Source organism: Bacillus sp. XF8, assembly GCF_017498755.1.
GTDB lineage: Bacteria > Bacillota > Bacilli > Bacillales > Bacillaceae_G > Bacillus_A > Bacillus_A bingmayongensis.
This window is the reverse complement of the sequence record NZ_JAGDQK010000021.1, coordinates 85,691-111,414: the sequence shown is the minus strand read 5'-3', so window position 1 is coordinate 111,414 and position 25,724 is coordinate 85,691. Positions and strand designations below refer to the sequence as shown.

General features: G+C 37.4%; 25 protein-coding genes and 1 pseudogene. 19 read left to right on the top strand and 7 right to left on the bottom strand.

The annotated features are described in order from the left end of the window. Window positions 1-17: 17 nt before the first annotated feature. Window positions 18-1,115: a Xaa-Pro dipeptidase gene (pepQ, locus tag J4P91_RS14730; RefSeq protein WP_207994727.1), complete on the bottom strand. Its 1,098-nt coding sequence runs from the start codon at window positions 1,113-1,115 to the stop codon at window positions 18-20. A 148-nt stretch (window positions 1,116-1,263) separates the two neighbouring features. Here pepQ and J4P91_RS14725 point away from each other — a divergent pair, with 148 nt between their 5' ends. Continuing rightward, entirely contained in the window at window positions 1,264-1,947 is a 684-nt protein-coding gene (locus J4P91_RS14725; protein WP_207994726.1) for a metal-dependent hydrolase, read from the top strand. 40 nt (window positions 1,948-1,987) lie between these two features. On the opposite strand, the gene J4P91_RS14720 is transcribed toward J4P91_RS14725, so the two are convergent. After that, the gene (locus J4P91_RS14720) at window positions 1,988-2,146 is read right to left on the bottom strand and encodes a hypothetical protein (RefSeq protein WP_207994725.1); all 159 of its coding nucleotides are present in this window, start codon (window positions 2,144-2,146) and stop codon (window positions 1,988-1,990) included. A gap of 246 nt (window positions 2,147-2,392) precedes the next feature. Here J4P91_RS14720 and J4P91_RS14715 point away from each other — a divergent pair, with 246 nt between their 5' ends. Both J4P91_RS14715 and J4P91_RS14710 read left to right on the top strand, forming a co-directional pair. Further along, window positions 2,393-3,706 carry a DRTGG domain-containing protein gene (locus J4P91_RS14715; RefSeq protein ID WP_017153916.1) on the top strand — a complete coding sequence of 438 codons (1,314 nt, stop codon included), beginning with the start codon at window positions 2,393-2,395 and terminating at the stop codon, window positions 3,704-3,706. Window positions 3,707-3,896: 190 nt separating this feature from the next. After that, on the top strand, window positions 3,897-4,157 hold the full coding sequence (locus tag J4P91_RS14710) for a DUF3949 domain-containing protein (protein WP_207994724.1): 261 nt from the start codon (window positions 3,897-3,899) through the stop codon (window positions 4,155-4,157). A 23-nt stretch (window positions 4,158-4,180) separates the two neighbouring features. Here the strand turns inward: J4P91_RS14710 and J4P91_RS14705 are convergent, their stop codons facing one another. After that, window positions 4,181-4,486, bottom strand: a complete 306-nt coding sequence (locus J4P91_RS14705) for a YtpI family protein (RefSeq protein ID WP_207994723.1) — start codon at window positions 4,484-4,486, stop codon at window positions 4,181-4,183. A gap of 202 nt (window positions 4,487-4,688) precedes the next feature. On the opposite strand from J4P91_RS14705, the gene J4P91_RS14700 reads away from it, so the two are divergent. From J4P91_RS14700 to J4P91_RS14690, 3 genes and pseudogenes are all read left to right on the top strand, one after another. Beyond that, the gene (locus J4P91_RS14700) at window positions 4,689-5,621 is read left to right on the top strand and encodes a DHH family phosphoesterase (protein WP_207994722.1); all 933 of its coding nucleotides are present in this window, start codon (window positions 4,689-4,691) and stop codon (window positions 5,619-5,621) included. A 155-nt stretch (window positions 5,622-5,776) separates the two neighbouring features. Continuing rightward, window positions 5,777-5,911, top strand: a pseudogene (locus J4P91_RS14695) (site-specific integrase); the annotation flags it as partial. Window positions 5,912-6,086: 175 nt separating this feature from the next. Further along, entirely contained in the window at window positions 6,087-6,362 is a 276-nt protein-coding gene (locus J4P91_RS14690) for a stage V sporulation protein S (protein WP_017153920.1), read from the top strand. A gap of 60 nt (window positions 6,363-6,422) precedes the next feature. On the opposite strand, the gene ytrI is transcribed toward J4P91_RS14690, so the two are convergent. Together ytrI and ytrH are read right to left on the bottom strand one after the other, a co-directional pair. Next, complete coding sequence (gene ytrI, locus J4P91_RS14685) at window positions 6,423-6,926, bottom strand: sporulation membrane protein YtrI (RefSeq protein WP_017153921.1); 504 nt, start codon at window positions 6,924-6,926, stop codon at window positions 6,423-6,425. Beyond that, window positions 6,923-7,261: a sporulation membrane protein YtrH gene (gene ytrH, locus J4P91_RS14680; RefSeq protein ID WP_017153922.1), complete on the bottom strand. Its 339-nt coding sequence runs from the start codon at window positions 7,259-7,261 to the stop codon at window positions 6,923-6,925. The genes ytrI and ytrH overlap by 4 nt, the downstream gene beginning before the upstream one ends. A 117-nt stretch (window positions 7,262-7,378) precedes the next feature. Between ytrH and dnaE the strand changes: the two genes are divergently transcribed. The 8 genes from dnaE (at window position 7,379) to J4P91_RS14640 (ending at window position 18,442) form a co-directional block, all read left to right on the top strand. Next, on the top strand, window positions 7,379-10,708 hold the full coding sequence (gene dnaE / locus J4P91_RS14675; RefSeq protein ID WP_207994721.1) for a DNA polymerase III subunit alpha: 3,330 nt from the start codon (window positions 7,379-7,381) through the stop codon (window positions 10,706-10,708). 133 nt (window positions 10,709-10,841) lie between these two features. Continuing rightward, window positions 10,842-12,050 (top strand): NADP-dependent malic enzyme, encoded by a 1,209-nt coding sequence (gene ystJ / locus J4P91_RS14670; RefSeq protein WP_207994787.1) that lies wholly within the window; start codon window positions 10,842-10,844, stop codon window positions 12,048-12,050. Window positions 12,051-12,064: 14 nt separating this feature from the next. Beyond that, window positions 12,065-12,709: a FadR/GntR family transcriptional regulator gene (locus J4P91_RS14665; protein WP_207994720.1), complete on the top strand. Its 645-nt coding sequence runs from the start codon at window positions 12,065-12,067 to the stop codon at window positions 12,707-12,709. A 345-nt stretch (window positions 12,710-13,054) separates the two neighbouring features. Then, the gene (accD, locus tag J4P91_RS14660; RefSeq protein ID WP_017153926.1) at window positions 13,055-13,924 is read left to right on the top strand and encodes an acetyl-CoA carboxylase, carboxyltransferase subunit beta; all 870 of its coding nucleotides are present in this window, start codon (window positions 13,055-13,057) and stop codon (window positions 13,922-13,924) included. After that, window positions 13,912-14,886 (top strand): acetyl-CoA carboxylase carboxyl transferase subunit alpha, encoded by a 975-nt coding sequence (gene accA / locus J4P91_RS14655; RefSeq protein ID WP_207994719.1) that lies wholly within the window; start codon window positions 13,912-13,914, stop codon window positions 14,884-14,886. The genes accD and accA overlap by 13 nt, the downstream gene beginning before the upstream one ends. A 128-nt stretch (window positions 14,887-15,014) precedes the next feature. After that, a complete protein-coding gene (gene pfkA, locus J4P91_RS14650) occupies window positions 15,015-15,974 on the top strand; it encodes a 6-phosphofructokinase (protein WP_017153928.1) in 960 nt (319 codons plus the stop codon). A gap of 53 nt (window positions 15,975-16,027) precedes the next feature. Continuing rightward, window positions 16,028-17,785 (top strand): pyruvate kinase, encoded by a 1,758-nt coding sequence (gene pyk / locus J4P91_RS14645; protein WP_207994718.1) that lies wholly within the window; start codon window positions 16,028-16,030, stop codon window positions 17,783-17,785. A gap of 267 nt (window positions 17,786-18,052) precedes the next feature. Then, entirely contained in the window at window positions 18,053-18,442 is a 390-nt protein-coding gene (locus J4P91_RS14640) for an FxsA family protein (protein WP_207994717.1), read from the top strand. A 248-nt stretch (window positions 18,443-18,690) separates the two neighbouring features. Here the strand turns inward: J4P91_RS14640 and ytvI are convergent, their stop codons facing one another. Next, entirely contained in the window at window positions 18,691-19,809 is a 1,119-nt protein-coding gene (gene ytvI / locus J4P91_RS14635; RefSeq protein WP_207994716.1) for a sporulation integral membrane protein YtvI, read from the bottom strand. Between the two features lie 395 nt (window positions 19,810-20,204). On the opposite strand from ytvI, the gene J4P91_RS14630 reads away from it, so the two are divergent. From J4P91_RS14630 to J4P91_RS14610, 5 genes are all read left to right on the top strand, one after another. Continuing rightward, on the top strand, window positions 20,205-20,666 hold the full coding sequence (locus J4P91_RS14630) for a DUF441 domain-containing protein (protein WP_207994715.1): 462 nt from the start codon (window positions 20,205-20,207) through the stop codon (window positions 20,664-20,666). Window positions 20,667-21,039: 373 nt separating this feature from the next. Beyond that, the gene (gene citZ / locus J4P91_RS14625; protein WP_207994714.1) at window positions 21,040-22,188 is read left to right on the top strand and encodes a citrate synthase; all 1,149 of its coding nucleotides are present in this window, start codon (window positions 21,040-21,042) and stop codon (window positions 22,186-22,188) included. A 161-nt stretch (window positions 22,189-22,349) separates the two neighbouring features. Continuing rightward, entirely contained in the window at window positions 22,350-23,642 is a 1,293-nt protein-coding gene (icd, locus tag J4P91_RS14620) for an NADP-dependent isocitrate dehydrogenase (protein WP_207994713.1), read from the top strand. 20 nt (window positions 23,643-23,662) lie between these two features. Next, window positions 23,663-24,601, top strand: a complete 939-nt coding sequence (mdh, locus tag J4P91_RS14615) for a malate dehydrogenase (RefSeq protein ID WP_207994712.1) — start codon at window positions 23,663-23,665, stop codon at window positions 24,599-24,601. Window positions 24,602-24,966: 365 nt separating this feature from the next. Then, a complete protein-coding gene (locus tag J4P91_RS14610; RefSeq protein WP_207994711.1) occupies window positions 24,967-25,440 on the top strand; it encodes a MaoC/PaaZ C-terminal domain-containing protein in 474 nt (157 codons plus the stop codon). 95 nt (window positions 25,441-25,535) lie between these two features. On the opposite strand, the gene J4P91_RS14605 is transcribed toward J4P91_RS14610, so the two are convergent. Then, window positions 25,536-25,676, bottom strand: a complete 141-nt coding sequence (locus tag J4P91_RS14605; RefSeq protein ID WP_207994790.1) for a hypothetical protein — start codon at window positions 25,674-25,676, stop codon at window positions 25,536-25,538. Window positions 25,677-25,724 lie beyond the last annotated feature (48 nt).

Here is a 25,724-nt window from a genome sequence, read left to right as displayed (position 1 = left end):
AGTCGCTACCTTCTTTCTTATTTCACAAACTGTAATTCTTTTGGGAATTTCGTTAAAATTTCTGATCCATCTTTTGTAATATAAATATCATCTTCAATACGAACGCCACCTACGTTTGGTACGTAAATACCTGGTTCAATTGTGAAGACCATACCTTCTTTTAATGATGATTCGTTGCCTTCTTTTACATCTGGATATTCGTGTACGCTAATTCCAAGCCCGTGACCAAGGCGATGCGGGAAGAATTCTCCGTAACCTGCATCTGCGATAACAGAGCGAGCAGCATTGTCGATTTCGCCAAGTGTAACACCTGGTTTGCATGATTCGACAGCTTGTAATTGGCCAGCTAATACAGTGTTGTAAATGCGTGTTTGTTCTTCTGAAATATCGCCAAATGCGACTGTACGTGTAATGTCAGAGCAATAACCGTCAATGATTACGCCTAAGTCAAACAGTACGAAGTCACCGCGCTTCATTTTGTTTGCTCCTGGAATACCGTGTGGCAAGGCAGAATTTGCGCCTGCTAATACCATTGTGTCAAAGGACATTTTATGTATGCCTTTTTTCTTTAATTCATGCTCGATGATTGCTAATACTTCTAATTCACTGCGATCTTCTTTAATTGCTTCTACACCAATTCCAACAGCGTAGTCTGCCATGTAAGCTGCTTGGCGTAAAATAGAAAGTTCTTTTTCGTCTTTAATTAAACGAAGTTCGCGTACTTTTTCTTCCGCAGATTTGAAAGAAGCTTTTGGGAATAATTTTGTTAATTCTTCATAGCGCTCTACATTTAAGTGTTCTTTTTCAATTGCTACTGCACTTGCATCGATACCGCGATCTTGAATTGCTTTTGCAATCATATCCCATGGTTTGTCTGTATCGGTGAATCCGATAATTTCGTGCGCCCAGCCAGCGTTTCTAGCTTGGCCTTCTTCCATTTTAGGACAGATTAAAATTGGTTCTTTTTCTTGGAATACAAATAGACCGAGTAGTCTTTCGTGTGGTTCGCAATGGAAGTTTGTCATATAGAAGACGTTTGGTGTAGAAGTTAAAAATGCAGCTTCCACGTTTTGTTCTTGTAGCCATTGCATTAAGTTTTCTAATCTAGTATTCATAGATTGGCACCTCCGAGATTTCAGTTACATGTATTACTTTACATCGGATGAAAGCGTTATGACAAGCAAATCGCTGTTTGAAAAGACAGGAAATTGTGAAATCATGTAGAATAAAAGGTGTGAATGTGAATAAGGGAGGAATGTAACAATGGAAGTATCTTATCACGGGCATTCAGTTGTAAAGATTGAAACGAATGGGAAGGTTATCTTAATTGATCCATTTTTAACAGGTAATCCGAAAACAGATTTAAAGGCTGAAGAAGTCAAGGTAGACGTAATTATTTTATCGCACGGTCATGGTGATCATGTTGACGATACAGTAGCGCTTGCGAAGAAAAATAATGCAGTTGTTGTGGCACCGTTTGAACTGGCAACATTTTTAGGATGGCAAGGTGTGAATACGCATCCGATGCATATCGGTGGATCACATGTATTTGATTTTGGAAAAGTAAAATTTACACAAGCATTCCATGGGTCTAGTTATATTGATGAAGAAAATCAGATGATTACATATACAGGAATGCCAGCTGGAATTTTATTTACGGCAGAAGAAAAAACAGTGTATCATGCGGGAGATACCGCTTTATTTTCTGATATGAAGTTAATCGGTTCTCTTAACGATATCGATTTAGCATTTTTACCAATTGGTGATAATTTTACAATGGGACCAGAGGATGCGGTGTTAGCTGCGGAATGGATTGGAGCAAAAACAGTTGTGCCAATGCACTATAATACGTTTCCAGTGATTGAACAAGATCCGCACATTTTTGTCCAAAAACTAACAAGTAGTATAGGTAAGGTATTAGAAGCTGGAGAAAGTATTACACTGTAAGATAAAAACCCTTCATTTGAAAAGACAAGTGAAGGTTTTTTTACGTGTGTAATACAGGCTTGAAAGTATGTGCATGTTTTGGTGTTTCTTTTGTCTTTGGCAATGTTTGTTCTGGTGCCTCATTTAATTCTATTGCAACCTTTTTTCCATCAACGAAAGCTAAAAATACAGCACCTACAACTTCTAGAAATTTTTTCATTTTCATTCGCTCCTTTGTTTGATTTCTTGTCTTTATTGTACATTTGAAATGATGGACAAACTATCGAATGAGATGACAATAGCATTACACTGTTGTAAGAATGTGACCGATGGAATGTAAGGGTCATTTTGTTATAAAGAAAATAGTACAGATATATAAAGAGACAGTGTAACAGTTTCGGAAATATAGTATACTAAAAATACAACACATGAAGAATTTAGGGAAAAGAAAGTATGGTGAAACCATTTGGCTACCAAACATAATCAAATTTTAGAACATATTAATAACCTGCCGGTAGGGCATAAAATCTCTGTGCGCCAAATTGCAAAAGATTTGGGTGTAAGTGAAGGAACAGCATATCGGGCGATTAAAGATGCAGAAAATAAAGGGTATGTTAGTACGATTGAACGTGTCGGAACGATTCGAATTGAACAAAAGAAAAAAGAAAACATTGAAAAACTAACATATGCAGAAGTAGTCAATATCGTTGATGGCCAAGTACTTGGGGGGAGAGAAGGGTTACATAAAACATTAAATAAATTCGTGATTGGGGCCATGAAATTAGAAGCGATGATGCGTTATACAGAGGCGGGGAACTTGCTGATTATCGGCAACCGTACGAATGCACACCAACTAGCTCTAGAGGCAGGCGCGGCAGTATTGATTACAGGTGGGTTCGATACAGAAGAGCATGTGAAAAAATTAGCAGATGAATTAAAGTTGCCGATTATTTCAAGTAGCTATGATACGTTCACTGTGGCAACGCTTATTAACCGTGCTATTTATGATCAGCTTATCAAAAAGGAAATTGTACTCGTTGAAGATATTTTAACGCCAATTGAAGAAACGTTATATTTAAAACCTAGTGATAGAGTAGCACAATGGCATGCGTATAATGAAGAAACGATGCATGGACGTTATCCAATTGTAGATGAAAATAAAAAGGTATTAGGGATTGTTACTTCAAAAGATATGATTGGCATTGCAAAAGAAACACCAATTGAAAAGGTTATGACAAAGCAGCCAATTACAGTGAATGGGAAAATGTCTGTTGCAGCGGCAGCGCGCATGATGGTATGGGAAGGGATTGAGCTTCTTCCTGTTGTCGATGAAAGCAACCATCTACAAGGGATTATTAGCCGTCAGGATGTACTACAGGCGCTGCAAATGATTCAACGTCAACCGCAAGTTGGGGAGACAATTGAGGATATCGTCACAAATCAATTTGTGACTCCGAAAGAAGCAAAGAACGAACACAGTTATCAATTTTCTGTGACGCCACAAATGACGAGTTCATTTGGAACATTATCATATGGTGTATTTACAACCGTCGTCACAGAAGCAACGAATCGTGCCATCCGCGCGCAGAAAAAAAGTGATTCGATTGTCGAGAATTTAACAATTTATTTTGTAAAGCCGGTTCAAATCGATAATGTTGTTTCTGTACATCCTAAGGTGTTAGAAATCGGTCGTAAATTTGGAAAGGTAGATGTGGAAGTGCGTCACGGAGGAGAAGTTGTTGGGAAAGCACTATTAATGGTGCAGTTGATTGATCGATAAGTATGGAAAAGAGCTGAATGGAGAACCCTTTTTTAGAGGGAGATTCATTCAGCTCTTTTGTATAAATATAATAATAATGAGATAGGGATAATCAATTTAATAGTAATTCCCTTCATTTGGTAATTGAATCGTGGTATAATTAAGTTATCAGATAATTTGTATATAAAAAGAAAAAAGGATGGTGTTCCATATGTCATCAGAGTTACTCTTTTTTGGCGGTGTTGCATTGTTTTATTTTCTTGTCATGATACCTATTCAGTATCTTTACATTGAAGGATTAAATGAACAAAGACAAAGAACGAGACGTTCACAACAAGAGTTGTATAAAAATATGTCTTTTGAAGAAGAGCAATTACATTTTCATGTGCAAGGAAATCCTTTTAACATCCCACCTGCACTTGTTGCATATATGATTTTAAAAATAAAGAATCGTAAAAAAGCATCAGCGTAAATGCTGATGCTTTTTTGTACGTGTCACATCATTTTGTATACTTCTGCTTCTTCGACTGCAAGAGGCGAGAAATGTTTATACTGACGAAATCCATTGAAAATACTTACGCTGCCAAATAAGATAAATAAAATGCCGACAACGATACGTGCGGTGGAGAGATCTAAGAAAAATTGGTTTGCACCAAATAACGCAACGAATACGCCAAGTGCCACCCCGGATTTTCCAGCAAGCCATCCTTTTTCCATTGGACGATTTGTACGAAAATATTTTGTTTTATAGAAAAGATACAACATAAACGAGATGATAATACAAAAGACTAATACTGGCATAATACAATCCCCCATCATTTTGTATGTAATGTTTCTCCACGCATTAAAGGTTAGTGAAGAAAATAAAAAAACGTTATCGGAACTTTCTTACTATTATTATAAAGCAATTGTCCACATGGATAAAATATTTTCAGTTATAATGGAGAATAAAGTGAGAAAATTGATTACAGGGGTAGAAATCAATAAAAAGGAGACTATACATATGCATGAGCAAATTTTAGCAGCGATTAAAGAGTTTGATACGATTATTATTCACCGCCATGTGCGTCCAGATCCAGATGCATTAGGTTCTCAGTGTGGCCTTGGAACAATTCTTCAAGAATCATTTCCAGAGAAAAAGATTTATATGGTCGGATACAATGAACCTTCATTATCTTATTTACGAGTAATGGATGAAATTGATGATGAGACTTATGAAAATGCGCTTGTTATCGTTTGTGATACAGCGAACCAAGAGCGCGTTTGTGATCAGCGTTATACGAAAGGGAAGATGCTCATTAAAATCGATCATCATCCAAATGAAGATCCATACGGAGACATTACCTGGGTGGATACGACAGCAAGTTCTACAAGTGAGCTCATCTATGAGTTTTATTCTTATGGAAAAGATAAAGGTTTAACAATTACAAAAGAAGCGGCGCGACTCATTTTAGCTGGGATTGTTGGAGATACAGGGCGCTTCTTATTCCCGAATACGTCTGCAAGAACACTTCGTTATGCAGGTGAGCTTGTAGAAATGGGCGTTGAGTTTCCGGCATTATATAATGAAATGTATAAAACGAAAGAAAAAATCGCTCGTTTAAATGGATTCATTTTACAAAACTTTACGATGACGGAAGAAGGAGCAGCTTATATTAAGCTGACAAAAGAAGTGCTAGAAGAGTTTGAGGTACTTCCTTCAGAGGCATCTGGTGTTGTTGGAGCGCTTGGTAATATTGATGGATTAAAAGCATGGGTTCTATTTTTAGAGGAGGAAGACGTTATTCGCGTTCGTCTTCGTTCAAAAGGGCCTGTAATTAATAAATTAGCGATGCAATATAATGGCGGGGGTCATCCGATGGCTTCTGGAGCGAAAGCATCTTCTTGGGAAGAAGCAGATCGTCTATTTGCAGATTTACGTGAGATTTGTAAGTAAATATAGCTGTATTAAAAAATAAGAAAAGTAGAGCTTAAGCTCTACTTTTTTCAGCATGTTGACAAATGTTGAGTTAAATTAAGCTCGATTTAAACAAAATAATCCTTTTATACATCATAAGTACAATGTGAAATGAGTAAAATAACGTATTGATTGGATATCACATGTACAGGCAAACAAAGAATAGTGTATTGCTTATGTAGATATGTAACCATTCATCTGAAAGAGTTATATTACGATACATTGGTGTGAACCAGGATGCGATAGGTAAAAAGATGACTAAATCTTAAATTTAGTCATCTTTTTGTATTTAGACAGATAGGCAGGAAGAATTCAAAAAATATCGAATGAGTATAGTTAATAGTGCTGTTTGCTTTAGGTATGAATATTAGTTAAAGATACGTTAATTACATTCCAGTCAGTAACAAAAAAGGCCATCAAATAACAGAGGGAGCAACAACTTATATGGAAAATATATTAAAGGTATCGTCAAAATCAAGTCCCAATTCAGTTGCCGGTGCAATTGCAGGGGTATTAAGAGCAAACGGTAATGTAGAAATTCAAGTGATTGGAGCTGGTGCTTTAAATCAAGCAATTAAAGCCATTGCCATTGCAAGAGGGTTTGTAGCTCCTAGTGGTATTGACTTAGTTCTCGTTCCAGCGTTTCATGATATTTCTATCGATAATCAAGAAAGAACAGCAATCAAATTAATTGTAGGTCCTAGAAAATTTAGATCTTAGCAGCTTGCCAAAATATGAAAAAGTAGCCCTTCATCTGAGCAAAAAGGGTCAGGAGAAGGGCTACTTTTCTTGTTTTATATTGATACTGATTTCAAGCACGGTATCAAAGGAAATGGTATCAACTTTAAAGTGGTATATTCGGTCATAATGCTTGTATATCTTATTCTCAATTGCTTTTTTTAGTAGCTCTTTATTTTGCGCAATGCTTTGTATGTTTTTGGTTAAGAGATGCTGCAAGTCATTATGAATGGAAGTTGTAATGTTTTCTAAAGTCAGGTTGTCTAAATCATATTTATCCCCATTTACAATTTTAATTTTAATTTCTTGAATTGTTAATAGCTGTTTGTTTTCTTTATTTAATTTGTCTTGATCTTCAAGAAGAACACGAAGCTTTTCTTCTTGTTTCCTAATGATTTGCTTTTGTTCCTCTATCTTACTGGTTTGTTCTTGTTGAAAAACCCCATATATGTACAAAAAAATAAACCAGCTTAAAACCCCTCCAACAGCGGCGCCACCTAAAAATAAATACCATCGTTTGGAAGTGGAAGCGTTTGGGACCCTCATACATGCTCCTGTGTAATCCATTTAATAATAATAAGGCCAGTTTGCATGCCACCTGTGGCAAAAAATATGAGTAAAATTTGTTTCACAATATCTTTCATATCTCCTTCAAAAAAACTTCTTTCAAAGCTATAAAATGTATCAAAAGTTCCACCAATTGCTGCAACAAGTGCCCAAATTCTTAAATTTTGTGCGAATTGATTAATTGAAGTAAGGGCGGGCTGTCCAATAAGAAATGCCCCAATGCCCCCAATTAAAGAACCACCAAGTATGACCCCAAAAGCAATAAAGTAACTAATGATAAGAAGAGAGAAAAAAGTGTATTGTCTTACATCCATCGTCATTCCCCTTTCACTTTCATGTATATGGACAAAGTATAAGAAGTATGTTTTGATTTCCGCTTTCTTCTTCACCTATAATGAAAGTAGTCAAATAGATAAAGAGAGGGTACAACAGTGAAGTTTGTGCATTTACAATGTCAAACCGTTTATAGTTTGTTAAAAAGTGCTTGTAAAATTGATGAACTTGTCGTTCGGGCGAAAGAGCTTGGATTTTCATCTCTCGCGATCACAGATGAAAATGTTATGTATGGAGTCATTCCGTTTTATAAGGCCTGTAAGAAAAATGGAATTCAGCCCATTATTGGATTAACAGCCTCTATTTTTAGTGAGGAAGAAGAGAAGGCATATCCGCTCGTATTACTGGCAGAAAATGAAATAGGTTATCAAAACTTATTGAAAATTTCTAGCACCATCATGACGAAGTCAAAGGAAGGCATTCCTAAAAAGTGGCTTGCTCATTATGCAAAAGGGTTGATTGCGATTTCTCCAGGAAAAGATGGGGAAATTGAACAGTTATTGTTACAAGGAAAAGATGAGTTTGCTGAAGAAGTAGCTAGGGCGTATCAAAATATGTTTGGCAGCTTTTATATGAGTTTGCAGCATCATGCCATTCAAGATGAGTTGTTTCTACAAGAAAAGCTACCGGAATTTATAAGTAGGTTGAATATACCACTCGTCGCAACCAATGATGTTCGTTATGTGAACCAAAGCGATGCGCTTGTGCACGAGTGCTTATTATCTGTTCAGAGCGGAACGAAGATGACTGATCCAGATAGACCAAGGCTCAAAACAGATCAATATTATTTAAAATCACTGGCTGAAATGGAAGCTTTATTTTCTCATGTGGAAGAGGCTCTTCATAATACAGCTTTAATTGCGGAGCGTTGCCGTGTAGAAATTCCATTTCATGTGAATCAATTACCGAAGTTTCCTGTGCCATCTAATGAGACGAGTGATGCTTATTTACGTGGCATTTGTGAAGATGGATTAAAAAAGCGCTACGGTGTGCCAAAAGAGATACATAATCAGCGCTTAAATCACGAACTCGATGTTATTTCTCGCATGGGATTTAGCGATTATTTCCTTATTGTTTGGGATTTTATGAAATACGCACATGAACATGATATTTTAACAGGACCAGGCCGTGGTTCAGCAGCAGGTTCGCTTGTTTCTTATGTGTTAGAAATTACAGATATCGATCCAATTGAGTACGACTTGCTGTTTGAACGATTTCTAAATCCAGAACGTGTTACGCTTCCAGATATTGATATTGATTTTCCGGACATTAGACGTGATGAGATGATTCGTTATGTAAAAGATAAATATGGTCAGCTTCGCGTTGCTCAAATTGTTACGTTCGGAACGCTAGCGGCAAAAGCAGCGATTCGGGATATCGCTCGCGTAATGGGACTTCCGCCGAGGGACATTGACATATTTTCAAAACTTATTCCATCAAGACTTGGGATAACGCTAAAAGAAGCGTATGAAGAATCCGGGTCTCTTCGTGAATTTATACAAGGCAATCTCTTGCATGAACGCGTTTTTGAAATTGCGAAGCGCGTCGAAGGATTACCACGTCATACGTCTATTCATGCGGCGGGAGTCATTATGAGTCAGGAGCCGTTAACGGGAAGCGTTGCGATTCAAGAAGGGCATAATGATGTATATGTAACGCAATATCCAGCAGAAGTGTTAGAAGAACTTGGTCTGTTAAAAATGGACTTCTTAGGTTTACGTAATTTAACGTTACTTGAGAATATTCTTTCGTTTATTGTGACCAAAACTGGTAAACAAATTGATATACGAAATTTACCTCTTCAAGATGAAAAGACATTCCAGTTACTCGGAAGAGGAGATACAACAGGTGTATTCCAGCTCGAGTCTGGGGGAATGCGGAATGTATTACGTAATTTAAAACCAAATGAGTTTGAAGATATTGTTGCAGTTAACTCTTTATATCGTCCAGGACCGATGGAGCAAATTCCAACCTTTATTGAATCGAAACATGAAAAGCGCCAAATTCAATATTTACACCCTGATTTGAAACCGATTTTAGAGAGCACATATGGTGTAATTGTCTACCAAGAGCAAATTATGCAAATCGCCTCGAAATTAGCCGGTTTTTCACTTGGGGAAGCTGACTTGCTCCGCCGTGCAGTAAGTAAGAAAAACCGTGAGATTTTAGATCAGGAACGAAAGCATTTTGTACAAGGGTGTTTACGAAATGGATACGATGAAACATCTGCAGAGCAAATATATGATTTAATTGTTAGATTTGCGAATTACGGTTTTAACCGAAGTCATGCGGTAGCGTATAGTATGATCGGATATCAACTGGCTTATTTAAAGGCAAATTACCCGTTAGAGTTTATGACAGCACTGTTATCAAGTGCGATTGGGAACGAAGATAAGATTGTGCAATATATACGCGAAACAAAGCGCAAAGGTTTTCGTGTTTTACCGCCGTCTCTTCATAGAAGTAGTTACAATTTCCAAATAGAAGGGAATGCAATTCGCTATAGTTTGCTTTCGATTCGAAATATCGGGATGGCTACAGTGAATGCGGTGATTGAGGAAAGAGAAAGAAATCCATTCCAAGATTTATTTGAATTTTGTCTTCGTATGCCAGCAAAGTTTGTTACAGAACGCAATTTAGAGGCGTTTGTTTGGGCTGGCTGTTTCGATGATTTTCAAGTTTCGCGAACAACTTTGTTTAACAGCATTAAGGGTGCTCTAGAGTATGCAAGCCTTGCGCGTGAATTAGGGGAAGAAAGTGTCCCAAAATCAGTATATGTACAAGGAGAAGAGCTATCATTTATTGAACAATTAAATAATGAGAAAGAAGCGCTTGGCTTTTATTTATCCAGTTATCCAACGGCGCAGTACGCAAAGCTTGTAAAAGAACTGGAAATTCCGTCGCTTGCGCAAGCGATGAGGCAAAAGCGAAAAGTACAGCGTGCCATTGTTTATATAACAGGTGTAAAAGTCATTCGGACGAAAAAATTGCAAAAAATGGCGTTCGTCACGTTTTGTGATCACAATGATGAAATGGAAGCGGTTGTTTTTCCGGAAACATATATTCATTTTTCTGAAAGGTTGCAAGAAGGTGAAATCGTTTTAGTTGAAGGGACGATTGAACAACGAAACCACAAATTGCAATGGATTGTGAATGGGGTGTATCCGTTAGAACAAATGGATATTTACAATGGAATGAGAGAGGCGTCTATTTATGTGAAATTGCCATCGCAGTATGAAAAAAAGTTGTTAAATCAGGTTACAAAAATATTGTTTCACTATTCAGGTTTTGCGAAAGTACTAATTTATTATGAAAAGGAACATAAAATGGTACAATTATCTCGTAGTTTGTCAATTCATCCAAGTGAGGAATGTTTAGGAACGCTTCGCGAAATAGTCGGTGAGGAAAATGTCGTAGTGAAAATATAATGGACAATTTCCCTCTAGTTCGATTATTATAGTAATAGTGTTCGTGGTCAGACCACTTGGAGAGAATGATATCAGCAAGAATAATTTGAGGAGAGTGGATAGTTTGTCAACACTTCGTGAAGAAGCACTTCACATGCATAAAGTGCATCAAGGAAAATTAGAAACTGTATCAAAAGTAAAAGTAGAAAATGCTAAAGATTTAAGTCTTGCATATTCTCCAGGGGTTGCAGAACCTTGTAAAGAAATTTATGACGATAAAAGTAAGGTATATGAATATACAATGAAGGGAAACATGGTAGCAGTTGTGACGGACGGAACAGCTGTGCTTGGTCTTGGTAACATTGGACCAGAAGCATCTCTTCCAGTAATGGAAGGTAAAGCGGTCTTATTCAAAAGCTTTGCTGGCGTAGATGCATTCCCAATTGCCTTAAATACAAACGATGTAGATAAAATTATTGAAACTGTAAAATTAATGGAGCCAACATTTGGCGGTGTAAACTTAGAGGATATTGCAGCGCCAAACTGCTTTATCATTGAAGAACGTTTGAAAAAAGAAACAAATATTCCTGTATTCCATGATGATCAACACGGAACAGCTATCGTAACAGTAGCAGGACTTGTAAACGCACTTAAGCTAGTTGGAAAGAAAATGTCTGACATTAAAGTTGTAGCAAATGGTGCAGGTGCAGCGGGTATTGCAATTATTAAACTTTTATATCGCTATGGTGTACGTGACATTATTATGTGTGACCGAAAAGGCGCAATTTATGAAGGTCGCTCTGTTGGTATGAACCCGGTGAAAGATGAAGTTGCAAAATATACGAATAAAAATCGTATAGAAGGTTCATTAGCAGATGTTGTACAAGGTGCGGATGTATTTATCGGTGTATCTGTAGAGGGTGCATTAACGGAAGAAATGGTTCGTACAATGAATGATGATGCAATTATTTTTGCGATGGCAAATCCGGTTCCAGAAATTATGCCAGAAATTGCGAAAGCAGCAGGCGCAGCTGTAGTTGGGACTGGGCGCTCTGACTTCCCGAACCAAGTAAATAATGTACTAGCGTTCCCTGGTATTTTCCGTGGTGCACTTGATGTACATGCTACGCAAATTAATGAAGAAATGAAAATGGCAGCTGTAGAGGCCATTGCAGAGCTTGTAGCGGCAGATGAGCTGAATTCAGACTATATCATTCCAGCGCCGTTTGACGCGCGTGTAGCGCCTCAGGTGGCGGCTTACGTTGCAAAAGCTGCGATGGAGACAGGAGTAGCTCGCCGTCAAGTAGATCCAAATGAAGTCGCTGAGAAAACAAAACAATTAGCGCTGATTGGTAAAGAGTAAGCGAGGAGTTTCTATTGACATCATCAAATACAAAAGTATATCTCGAAATTGTAAAGAAAATCCGTTCCATTATGGAAGAGGATGGTTTAGTAGCAGGTGATCGCTTACCATCTGAGCGTGAGCTGAGCGCACGTTTGAACGTTGGGCGTTCATCTGTACGTGAAGCATTGCGAGCATTAGAACTTGTAGGATTAATTGAAACGAGACGCGGCGAAGGGACGTTTATTCGAAACTTCTATGACAATGGTCTTGTCAAATTAATCGCACCATTTTTACTACAAGATGAGAAAACAATTCGTGATTTGTTACAGACGAAACGATTGCTTGAAAAAGATGTTCTTCGAATCGTATGTGAGTTATCGGAAGAAACGTTCTCTAGTGTGTTAGGTATGTTACAACAAGTTCTGAAAAAGGACGAGAGCTCAATTCAGGAGTTTCATCAAACGTTTTTCAAAACACTTATTGAACAGGTAGACAATTATTTACTATATCGAATTTGGAGAATTGTAAATGATTATGTTGCGACTCTTTCTTGTGAAAACTCGCTAGGATCTATAGAAATCTATAGAAAACTTTATGAAGCGCTATACGCGAAAAAAGAAGAGGAAGCGCTAAAAATTTATGATGAATTAATGGAAAACATACAGTTTCACTCGTAATGTATAAAATTTGTCGAAATGACCATGACACGTTATGACAAACAATCTATCGCGCAGCGGTTAAAGTTAAACGTAAAGAGAGAGGTTATTAGTGAGAGTTCAAAAAGGAGAATAAAGAGAGCAGAGCAGGTCGAGGCGCGGAAGCCAGGAGGATACGGAGTGTAGATGGAACTACATGAGTACCGGACTGGCGACGTAACGAAGAAATGTGAGAGCTATCTTTACCGGACTTTTTTGAACATCCTCTATTAGACAGATTGAGAAGATAAGGCTAACATCGCTCCTTGGTGTTAGCCCCGTTTTCTTCCTACCCTAACCTTAGCTCTCATCAAAGGGGGTCAAATTGTGCTAAGAGATTTATTCGTAAAAAAGAAAAAGTATGCTGCAATTCCTTCAGAACAAGTACGAAAAGATGTACCGGACGGTGTAATGACAAAATGTCCGAAATGTAAGAAAATCATGTATACAAAAGAGCTTCTTAAAAATTTAAAAGTATGTGTGAATTGTGGTTATCATCACCCTATGAATGCATGGGAACGCCTTAATAGTGTATTGGACGAAGGGACATTCCGTGAGTATGACAAAGAGATGGTTTCGTTAAATCCACTTGAGTTTCCAAACTATGAAGAAAAATTAGAGAGTGATCGCAAGAAAACAGAATTAAATGAAGCGGTTGTGACAGGTGAAGGAACAATTGATGAAATGCTTGTTGTCGTTGCAGTAATGGATTCTCGCTTTCGAATGGGCAGCATGGGCTCTGTTGTAGGTGAAAAAATTGCACGTGCAGTTGAAAAAGCATACGAATTACAAGTGCCATTTATTATCTTTACTGCATCGGGCGGTGCGCGCATGCAAGAAGGTATTTTAAGCTTGATGCAAATGGCAAAAACGAGCGTAGCTTTGAAAAAGCATAGCAATGCTGGAGGATTATTTATTTCTGTTATGACGCATCCAACGACAGGTGGTGTTTCAGCGAGTTTTGCTTCACTTGGTGATTATAATCTTGCAGAACCAGGTGCACTTATCGGCTTTGCTGGTAGACGTGTAATTGAACAAACGGTGCGTGAGAAACTGCCAGAAGATTTTCAAACGGCAGAGTTTTTACTAGATCATGGTCAATTGGATGCGGTTGTGCATCGTAATGATATGAAAGATTCGCTCCGTAAGATTTTAGAAGTTCATCAAGGAGGGGAAACGGCTGTATGGCAGAGCTAGAATTTGAAAAACCAGTTGTTGAGCTAAGAAATAAGATTCGTGAACTGAAAGACTATACGAAAAACAGCCAGATGGACTTCAGTGAGGAGATTCGTATCTTGGAACACAAGCTAGAAAATTTAGAGGAAGAAATATACGGCAATATGAAAGTATGGGACCGCGTTCAAATTGCTCGTCATGCAGAGAGGCCGACAACGCTCGATTATATTAAGCACTTATTTACTGATTTTTTCGAATGTCATGGAGATCGTCTATATGGCGATGATGCAGCGATTGTCAGCGGCATAGCGAAATATGATGGAATGCCTGTAACAGTAATTGGGCACCAGCGCGGGAAAGATACGAAAGAGAATATTCGTCGTAATTTTGGAATGCCTCATCCAGAAGGATATCGAAAGGCACTACGTTTAATGAAGCAAGCGGAGAAATTTAATCGTCCAATCATCTGTTTCATTGATACAAAAGGTGCTTACCCTGGTAAAGCAGCTGAAGAACGTGGCCAAAGTGAAGCCATTGCCCGTAATTTATTTGAAATGGCAGGGCTTACTGTACCTGTTATTTGTATTGTTATCGGTGAAGGTGGCAGTGGGGGTGCGTTAGGTCTTGGAGTAGGAGATTACATTTACATGCTAGAAAATTCCACTTATTCTGTTATTAGTCCAGAAGGAGCAGCGACAATTCTTTGGAAGGATGCTACAAAAGCAAAAGATGCTGCTGAAGCTCTAAAAATTACAGCAGCAGATTTAAAAGAATTAGGTGTAATTGACGAAATTATTCCAGAAGCGCGCGGCGGTGCCCATCGTAATATTTTAAAGCAATCAGAAAATATTGACCTGATGCTCAAAAAAACATTTGGGCAATTAAACGGTATTTCGAAAGATGAATTAATCGAAAAACGTTATGAAAAATATATGAAAATTGGGCAAGTTTCGTTTTCAAACGCTTCCATTTGGATAAAATAAGAAAAGCGTGCGTTCCATTTCGCGAATGCACGTTTTTATTGTGAAAAGACACATCTTCTCCATTGTATTTTTATATTTCTTCATGTTATTTTATTATAAGGCAAATAATCTTTTTGAGGTGAGTACAAATGAAACGTATTGGTGTATTAACAAGTGGTGGAGATTCACCTGGTATGAATGCTGCCATTCGTGCAGTTGTTCGTAAAGCGATTTTCCATGATATAGAAGTATATGGTATTTACCATGGATACGCTGGATTAATTTCTGGTCACATTGAAAAATTAGAACTTGGTTCTGTTGGCGATATTATCCACCGCGGTGGTACGAAATTATATACAGCAAGATGTCCTGAGTTTAAAGACCCAGAAGTACGACTGAAAGGTATCGAGCAATTAAAGAAATTTGGTATTGAAGGACTTGTTGTTATTGGTGGAGACGGTTCTTACCAAGGTGCTAAAAAATTAACAGAGCAAGGATTCCCTTGTGTCGGTGTACCGGGTACAATTGATAATGATATCCCTGGTACAGATTTCACAATCGGTTTCGATACAGCGTTAAACACTGTTATTGATGCGATCGATAAAATTCGTGATACAGCTACATCTCATGAACGTACATATGTTATCGAAGTAATGGGACGTCATGCTGGAGATATCGCATTATGGGCTGGTTTAGCTGATGGTGCAGAAACAATCTTAATTCCAGAAGAAGAGCATGATATGGAAGATGTGATTGCTCGTTTAAAACGCGGTAGTGAGCGTGGTAAAAAGCATAGTATTATCGTTGTAGCTGAAGGTGTTGGAAGTGCAATTGACATCGGTAAGCATATCGAAGAAGCAACAAACTTTGATACTCGTGTAACTGTATTAGGTCACGTACAACGTGGTGGATCACCAAGTGCACAAGACCGTGTATTAGCAAGTCGTCTTGGCGCAAGAGCAGTTGAACTGTTGATTGCGGGTAAAGGTGGACGTTGCGTTGGTATCCAAAACAATCAACTTGTTGATCATGACATTATCGAAGCGTTAGCTCAAAAGCATACAATTGATAAAGATATGTATCAATTATCTAAAGAATTATCCATCTAATCGGCGTAATGTCTGATATTTGGGAACGGTTTCATAATTTTCGGAGGTGCAATATGCGTAAAACAAAAATTGTATGTACTATAGGTCCTGCTAGTGAAAGTATTGAAAAATTAGAGCAATTAATCGAAGCGGGTATGAACGTTGCTCGTTTAAACTTCTCTCATGGTAGCCATGAAGAGCACGGAGCACGTATTAAAAACATTCGTGAAGCTTCAAAGAAAACTGGTAAAACAGTTGCAATCTTACTTGATACAAAAGGTCCAGAAATCCGTACGCATGACTTTGTAGACGGACAAGCTGAATTAGTAACAGGTGCAGAAGTTGTAATTTCTACAGAGCAAGTATTAGGAACTGCAGAGAAGTTCTCTGTATCTTATGCTGGTCTTTATGACGATGTAGACCCAGGTTCTCGCATTCTAATCGATGACGGTCTTATCGAACTAGAAGTAATCGAGAAAGCTGACGGAAACATCCGTACAAAAGTATTAAACAGCGGAACTGTAAAAAATAAAAAAGGTGTTAACGTACCAAACGTAAGCATTAAGCTTCCTGGTATCACTGAAAAAGACGTAAAAGATATCGTCTTCGGTATCGAGCAAAAAGTTGATTTCATCGCAGCATCTTTCGTACGTAAAGCAGCTGACGTATTAGAAATCCGTGAATTATTAGAAGAGCACAATGCTCAGTTTATCCAAATCGTACCAAAAATCGAGAACCAAGAGGGTATCGATAACATCGATTCAATCTTAGAAGTTTCTGACGGTCTAATGGTAGCTCGTGGTGATATGGGTGTGGAAATTCCACCAGAAGAAGTGCCATTAGTACAAAAACGTCTAATCAAAAAATGTAACGTGTTAGGCAAACCGGTTATTACTGCAACGCAAATGTTAGATTCTATGCAACGTAACCCACGTCCAACTCGTGCGGAAGCAAGTGATGTAGCGAACGCAATCTTCGATGGTACAGATGCAATCATGCTTTCTGGTGAAACTGCAGCGGGTCAATATCCAGTAGAAGCAGTAACAATGATGGCAAATATTGCGACACGCGTTGAAAAATCATTACAATATGAAGATATGTTCAAAAAACGTATTAAAGAGTTCACTCCAACAATTACAGATGCGATTAGCCAATCTGTTGCGCACACAGCACTTGCTCTTGATGTAGCTGCAATCGTAGCTCCGACAGAAAGTGGATATACTGCAAAAATGATCTCTAAATATCGTCCGAAATCTCCAATCGTAGCTGTAACATCTGACGAGCAAGTAGGCCGTCGTCTTGCGCTTGTTTGGGGTGTACAAGCATTTATGGCTGGAAAACGTGCGGTATCTACTGATGAAATGTTAGATACTGCAATTCAAACAGGTATGGATGCGGGTCTAATCGGACTTGGAGATACTGTTGTAATTACTGCTGGTGTTCCAGTTGCTGAAACTGGTACAACAAACTTAATGAAAATTCATGTTGTTGGCGAAGAAATCGCTAAAGGACAAGGGATTGGTCGCAAAGCTGCAAAAGGTAAAGTAGTTGTAGCGAAAACAGCTGAGGAAGCAGTAGCGAACGTAACAGAAGGAGATATCCTAGTTACAACAAGCACTGATAAAGATATGATTCCTGCAATTGAAAAAGCTGCAGCTCTAGTTGTAGAAGAGGGTGGCTTAACAAGCCATGCGGCTGTTGTAGGTGTATCAATCGGTATTCCGGTTATCGTTGGTGTAAATGGTGTAACAGCAACTTTAAAAAATGGCCAAGAAGTAACAGTTGATGCAGCGCGCGGAATTGTTTATAATGGACATGCGGAAGTGCTATAAGAAGTAATGTGAAGAGAAGGATGGGAGTCCTTCTCTTTTTTTTACATCCAGAATATTGAAGATATATGAGGTTTGCTAGTGATAGAGGTTCTATTATTAGCCTCTAAGAGGCTCTTAGAGGTGTTTTTATGCCTGATAAGGCTTTTGGTTATTGTTTTATATAAAAGGGCAGTAAAGCGTTGTTTTGAGAGGATAAGGACGTATGAGGAAATATGAAGGAGTTAGATCGATTCTAGGGTTGTTAGCCCGAGGTGAAGGAGTGGGAGAATGAAGTGGATGTTGTTTCTTTTTATTTTGATTCCGGCAGTTGAAATAACTGTGCTGATTGGTTCTAGTCATTTAATTGGTCTTTGGTCAACATTTGCTATGATTGTGTTTACTGGCGTGCTTGGCGCTTATTTAGCGAAAAAACAAGGATTTAAGGTGTTGAGAGAAATTCAATCGAGATTGAATAATGGTGAGATGCCAGCTGATGCAGTACTAGATGGAATCTTTGTTTTTGTAGGTGGGGTGCTTTTAATACTTCCTGGGTATGTAACAGATGTGATAGGGTTTGTTTTCATCTTCCCGATGACAAGAAAGTTGTTTAAGCCTTTTATAATGAAATGGTTAGAATGGAAATTGAGAAGAAATACAACCGTTATAGTACAAAAATAACACTTAGAACATGAAGCGTTCTAAGTGTTATTTTTTGTCGAATTATAAAATGTATATTTATTCATTTGTAGAAAAAGGAAGAAAAGGGAATAATAAAAATGTAGAAAATAGAATAAAAATGTAAAAACAACCTTGGGAGTGTCATTTTACGCAAAAAACAAGGGAATTATCCATTTATTATGGGTAATTCCCTTGTTTTATTTTTAAAAGAAAATTTGAATGTAAGACTTGGATGAGAGTGAAAAATATTATTGTAATGGTGGGCCTTTAATAAACTTCCATAAATCATGAAATACATGGGCTTTGTGCAATGTGTTTAATAGCACCAATGTGACTGGACCAATGATTAATCCTAAAAAACCATATAGCTTAAACCCAACGAATAATGCGATAAGTGTTGGTAATGGATCGAGTCCAATATTGGATGATAACACTTTTGGTTCCATGATTTGCCTTTGAACAATGACAACAATATATAAAATGAGTAGACCAATTGCGAATGCTGTATCCCCTGTGAAAAATACATATATCACCCAAGGGACAAAAACTGCTCCCGTTCCTAAATAAGGAAGTAAGTCTACAATTCCTGTAATGATTGCGATTGTGATAGCATACGGTACGCGCAAAATTAATAGTCCGATTAGTACGATGACAGTTGTCATAGATACAAGTGTGAGCTGTGCTTTTACAAATCCGAATAATGCTTTTCGTAAATCGACAAAAATAGTTTTTCCGTATCCGTGTACGCGGTTTGGAAGCAATCGTTTTACTTTGTAAGCAAGTGTATGCCAATCAAAACTAATAAAGAAAGTCGCTAATAAGATGAAGACAAGAACTGTTAAGGTTGTTGGAAGTGCACTGATGAAGTTTGTTAATCCACTTATAATAGCGGTCAACAATTCTTTCATCTGCTTTGTTGCTTCCGTTCCTAGGTTTTGGAAGTTTTGTGTAATTGTATATTGCTGTGATTCGCCGAGATGATTAAATTTAGAAATTAAATCATCATATAAAGGCATAATATTATTGAGTGCAAATTGCTGTGCATACTGTACGATAGCCGGAAACTTCTCTGTGACAATTTGTAGTAAGTAAGTTGTGGCGGAAATTGCTTCTGTCACAAGGTATGTAACGAGTCCGACGATGGCACCGAACACAAGAATTAAGCTGACAAGTACCGCTAAGGCACGAGGAAATTGAAGTTTTTGGTTGAGAAAATTTACGACTGGATTGATCAAATAAGCAAAAGCTAATGCGATGATAAAAGGGTATATAAGGCCTGAAACATATAAAAGCGCATAAAACCCAATTGTTGTTGCTAAAATGACAAATATAAGTCGCAATACGATATACAGCGAGTTTCGATTCAAAGGTGCTTACCTCCCATTCCAAATTGTATTTATGTTATAGTGGAATGATGGATTTATCCTGCTATTTGCGAGCGGTATGAATCACCTCAAAGTGTGAAGCGATCTGCTCGTAAAATCTTGATGGCGATTGCTAATCAGCAGTAAAAATTTTCTTTGTACTGATTGACGAGAGCCTCACTTTATCTATTTTTTATTTTACCTGTTTCTTATAAGAAAAGAAAGGAGAGTGATTTTCTTTCTTAGTAAATATAAACGTCTCATTTAAAGCGTTGAAGGTCTGTATGTATCATCTGTATTAATTGATGAATCCTTCCATCTATAGCGTGTATAACGATATGTTTAACAGTAATTTATTTTGTAAACAGGTTCATTATTTTCAGAAAGGAAGTGTAGTCATGATTAGTCAATCAACGTTATTTTTATTCATACTACTCATTATTGGACTTATTGCTAAAAATCAATCGCTTACTGTAGCAGTTGGTGTTTTATTTTTATTAAAGTGGACGTTTTTAGGAGATAAAATCCTTCCGTATCTACAAACAAAAGGAATTAACCTAGGTGTAACGGTCATTACGATTGCAGTTCTTGTTCCAATCGCTACGGGTGAAATCGGATTTAAGCAGCTTGGTGAAGCGACTAAATCTTATTATGCATGGATTGCTTTAGCTTCAGGGATAGCAGTTGCTTTGCTAGCGAAGGGTGGTTTGCAATTATTAACAAACGATCCTCATATTACAACTGCGCTTGTATTTGGGACAATTATCGCAGTTGCATTATTTAATGGAGTTGCTGTAGGACCGTTAATTGGTGCTGGAATTGCCTATGCTGTGATGAACATTATACAGATGTTTAAGTGAAAAATTTTATAGTAATATAAATTTTTTGAATTCTTTCCATTCACAAAAGTCAGATAATTGTATATAATAGGGTTAGAAACTTTTAAAAGGTTACATAACAGCGAAGACTTACACCTGATAAAATAAAAATAACATAAAACAATTTTTTACTGATATTGTTTTATGTTGTTTTTATCATAAACTCTTCGAAACTAGTTTTCCTCACCATCTGTTGTTCTGAGCGTGAGGATTCGGGGAGGAACTCACGCTCATGCTTTATAAGAATCAATGGAACTACCACAACAAATTTGCATGATCGTGCATTTTGCTTGCCTAAAGAGTGAACGGGCGTTCATAATTTAGAAGGGAAGCAATCAGATACAAGGGAGCAAGGTTGGGAGAATTTACAGGAAAAGGAGAGAATGTCATGACTGTTATTCGAGGTTTAGAAGGGGTAGTAGCAACAACATCATCTGTGAGCTCAATTATTGATGATACATTAACTTATGTTGGGTATAATATTGATGATTTAGCGGAAAATGCTACGTTTGAAGAAGTGGTATACTTATTATGGCACCGCAAGCTTCCTAACGAACAGGAGCTAACGGAGTTAAAAGAAATGTTATCTGAAAATTCTAAAGTTCCTGATGAGATTTTAACATATTTAAAACAAGTAGATTTAAAGATTGCACATCCGATGTCTGTTTTACGAACTGCGATTTCCATGTTATCATTATACGATGAGAGCGCTGAATTAATGGATGAAAAGTCCAATTATTTGAAAGCGGTTAAATTACAGGCTCAAGTAGGGACTCTTGTTGCAGCGTATGCAAGAATTCGTAAAGGTTTAGAAGTTGTTGAGCCACGAAAAGATTTATCATTAGCTGCAAACTTTATCTATATGTTAAATAATCGTGAACCAAATGAAGTGGAAATTGAAGCTTTCGATAAAGCGCTTGTGCTTCATGCGGATCATGAATTAAATGCTTCTACATTTACAGCGCGTGTCTGCGTTGCAACACTTTCAGATGTATATTCTGGTATTACAGCAGCGATTGGTGCTTTAAAAGGACCTCTTCATGGCGGTGCAAATGAAAATGTAATGAAGATGTTAAAAGAAATTGGCGAAGAAGAAAATGTAGAATCCTATATTCATAACGCACTTCAAAATAAAGTGAAGATTATGGGATTTGGTCATCGCGTATATGAGCATGGTGATCCTCGTGCGAAACATTTACGTGAAATGTCTAAGAAATTATGCGTGCTTTTAGGGGAAGAAAAATGGTATAATATGTCTATCAAAATCGAAGACATTGTCACAAAAGAAAAAGGTCTTCCACCAAATGTCGATTTCTATTCTGCTTCTGTTTACCATTGTTTAGGAATTGATCATGATTTATTTACACCAATCTTTGCGATTAGCCGTATGTCAGGATGGTTAGCTCATATTCTAGAACAATATGAAAATAACCGTTTAATCCGTCCGCGTGCTGATTATAATGGACCAACGCATCAACGTTATGTACCACTGGCACAACGATAAGCTAAAAACACTATTTAGATAGTGTAAATACGCTTTCAAAAGTCAGATTTTTTGGGAAAGATGTAATGATTGGAATATTTTAATTTGACTAACGGTTTGAACTGAGGGTCTTATTCCCTCAGTTTCATACATATGAAATTTCAAACATGGGGGTTATCACAGTGACGACAGGAGAAAAAATAACTGTAACGAATGGTGTTATGAATGTACCAAACAATCCTATTATTCCTTTTATTGAGGGAGATGGAATTGGACCAGATATTTGGGCAGCAGCATCTCGTGTATTAGAAGCAGCTGTTGAAAAAGCTTATGACGGTGAGAAGAAAATCGTTTGGAAAGAAGTGCTTGCAGGGGAAAAAGCATTCAACCAAACAGGCGAATGGTTACCAGAAGAGACGTTAAATATGATTCGTGAATATTTAATCGCAATTAAAGGCCCGCTTACAACTCCTGTTGGTGGCGGTATTCGTTCTCTAAACGTAGCGCTTCGTCAAGAATTAGACTTATACGTATGTTTACGTCCAGTTCGTTATTTTGAAGGTGTTCCTTCACCAGTAAAACGTCCGGAAGATACTGATATGGTGATTTTCCGTGAAAATACAGAAGACATTTATGCTGGTATTGAATATGCACAAGGATCTCCAGAAGCGCAAAAAGTGCTTGAGTTCTTGAAAGAAACAATGGGTGTAAATAAAATTCGCTTCCCAGAAACATCAGGAATTGGTATTAAACCAATTTCCGAAGAAGGGACAAAGCGTCTTGTTCGTGCTGCAATTCAATATGCAATTAACGAAAAACGCTCTTCTGTTACATTAGTTCATAAAGGAAACATTATGAAATTTACAGAAGGTGCTTTCAAAAATTGGGGTTATGAAGTTGCGGAACAAGAATTCGGCGATAAAGTATTTACTTGGTCTGAATATGACCGCATTGTTGAAAAAGATGGTAAAGATGCAGCAAATAAAGCGATGACAGAGGCTGAAGCAGCTGGTAAAATCATTGTGAAAGATTCTATTGCAGATATCTTCTTACAACAAATTTTAACACGTCCACGTGAGTTCGATGTTGTTGCAACAATGAACTTAAATGGCGACTATATTTCTGATGCACTTGCAGCACAAGTAGGCGGCATTGGTATTGCACCTGGTGCAAACATTAACTATGTTACTGGACATGCTATTTTTGAAGCTACACATGGTACAGCTCCAAAATATGCAGGTTTAGATAAAGTAAATCCATCTTCTGTTCTTCTTTCAGGAGTATTATTATTAGAACATTTAGGATGGAATGAAGCTGCGAAATTAGTAACTGCTTCAGTAGAAAAAACAATTGCCTCAAAAGTGGTAACATATGACTTCGCACGCCTTATGGATGGTGCAACTGAAGTGAAATGTTCTGAATTTGCTGATGCCCTTATTAACAATATGGATTTAGCAGTAATCAAAAACGCATAATTTAAAGTGGGGGAGAAATTATGACAATCAAACGCAAAAAAGTTTCAGTCATCGGTGCAGGATTTACAGGAGCAACAACAGCATTCTTATTAGCTCAAAAAGAACTTGCAGATGTTGTATTAGTGGACATTCCACAACTGGAAAATCCAACAAAAGGGAAAGCGTTAGATATGTTAGAAGCAAGCCCTGTACAAGGTTTTGATGCTAACATTATCGGCACATCTGATTACGCAGATACTGCTGATTCTGACGTTGTTGTTATTACAGCAGGAATCGCACGTAAACCAGGAATGAGCCGTGATGATTTAGTAGCGACAAACTCTAAAATTATGAAAAGTATTACACAAGATATCGCAAAACACTCACCAAACGCAATTATTCTTGTATTAACAAATCCAGTTGATGCAATGACATATTCTGTATTTAAAGAAGCTGGATTCCCGAAAGAACGCGTTATCGGTCAATCTGGTGTATTAGATACAGCTCGTTTCCGTACATTCATCGCACAAGAATTAAATCTTTCTGTAAAAGACATTACAGGATTCGTTCTTGGTGGCCATGGTGATGATATGGTACCTCTTGTACGTTACTCTTATGCAGGTGGTATTCCGTTAGAAACATTAATTCCTGCAGAGCGCTTAGAAGCGATTGTAGAACGTACACGTAAAGGTGGCGGTGAGATTGTAAGCTTACTAGGAAACGGTAGTGCATACTATGCACCAGCTGCTTCTTTAGTTGAAATGACGGAAGCAATCTTAAAAGATCAACGCCGCGTATTACCAGCTATCGCATACCTTGAAGGTGAATATGGCTATAGCGACCTTTACTTAGGTGTACCAGTAATTCTAGGTGGTAATGGAATTGAAAAAATTATTGAATTAGAACTTCGTGAGGAAGAAAAAGAAGCGTTAGATCGTTCAGTAGAATCTGTACGTAACGTTATGAAAGTTCTTGTTTAATACAAAATATATATTTAGAAAAAGATTCGGGGACTCCGAATCTTTTTCTACTATTTAGTGAATTATTTTTTTAAAATAATATGAAAACGCTATCATTTGTTATATCCTACAACGGAAACATAGACTAATAGTATACATTGCCCTCATTACAGTAATACTCCGGATAATATATCGCTTTTGGTAGGATAATAAAGTGAAACTTTTCTCGGTAGGAGGTTTTATCCCTGCTGAGAATTAGCCTTAACCAATCGGGCTTTTACGGACAGTTATCTCTAACTTTCTTCTTTGAATTTTTCTTGATTTTTAGGTGGAGGTTACTGGCCGCAACTAGCGGGATAAAATAAAATTTGGAGGGGGATTGTAACATGTTAAAGAAAAAAGTTCAAATTGGTCGTCGAATGGATGAGATTACAGTAGGAGAAAAGTTATCTATCACTGAAAAAATTGAGGATAAAGATCTATTATTGTATTTAGGCTTAACAAATGATTCAAATCCATTATATATCCAGCATGATTACGCATCCCAAACTCCGTATGAAAAACCCATTGTACCAAGTATTATGTTAACGGGTATGATTACAACAGCGGTTACGAAATATTTGCCAGGTCCAGGCAGTCATGTTGTTAGGAAGGACCTTACTTTTGTGAAGCCTGTGAATCATTATGAAACTTTGCAAATTCATTTTGAAGTTGTAGCAGTTTCTCCGGAGGAACATACGATTGATATGCGTGTATTCGCTTATGATGAAAAAGAAGAAGTGGTTGTGAAAGGTGTATTAACGGTCACGCCGCCTTACAAATCAGCTTCTATTTTAGAAAAAGCGTTAGATAATTTTTAAGAAAAAGTGTTAAGTCTTACATGTTAAAAGAAGAGCACCAACATATGATTAATACATAATATGTTAGTGCTCTTTATTATTGATATGAAAATAAATTAATTAAAAAATCCAATTGTGAATCCTTCTTTGAAATCCGAACAGCCTTTTGTTAGCGTATCCCAGTTCGATAAGCCAAGAGTAAAACTAACTAAAAATAATAAGGATAAACCAAATAGCATCCATTTTTTACGATTCACGATGAAATCCCCCTCATTGTTGATAACATAATATTTCTTAATAATTAT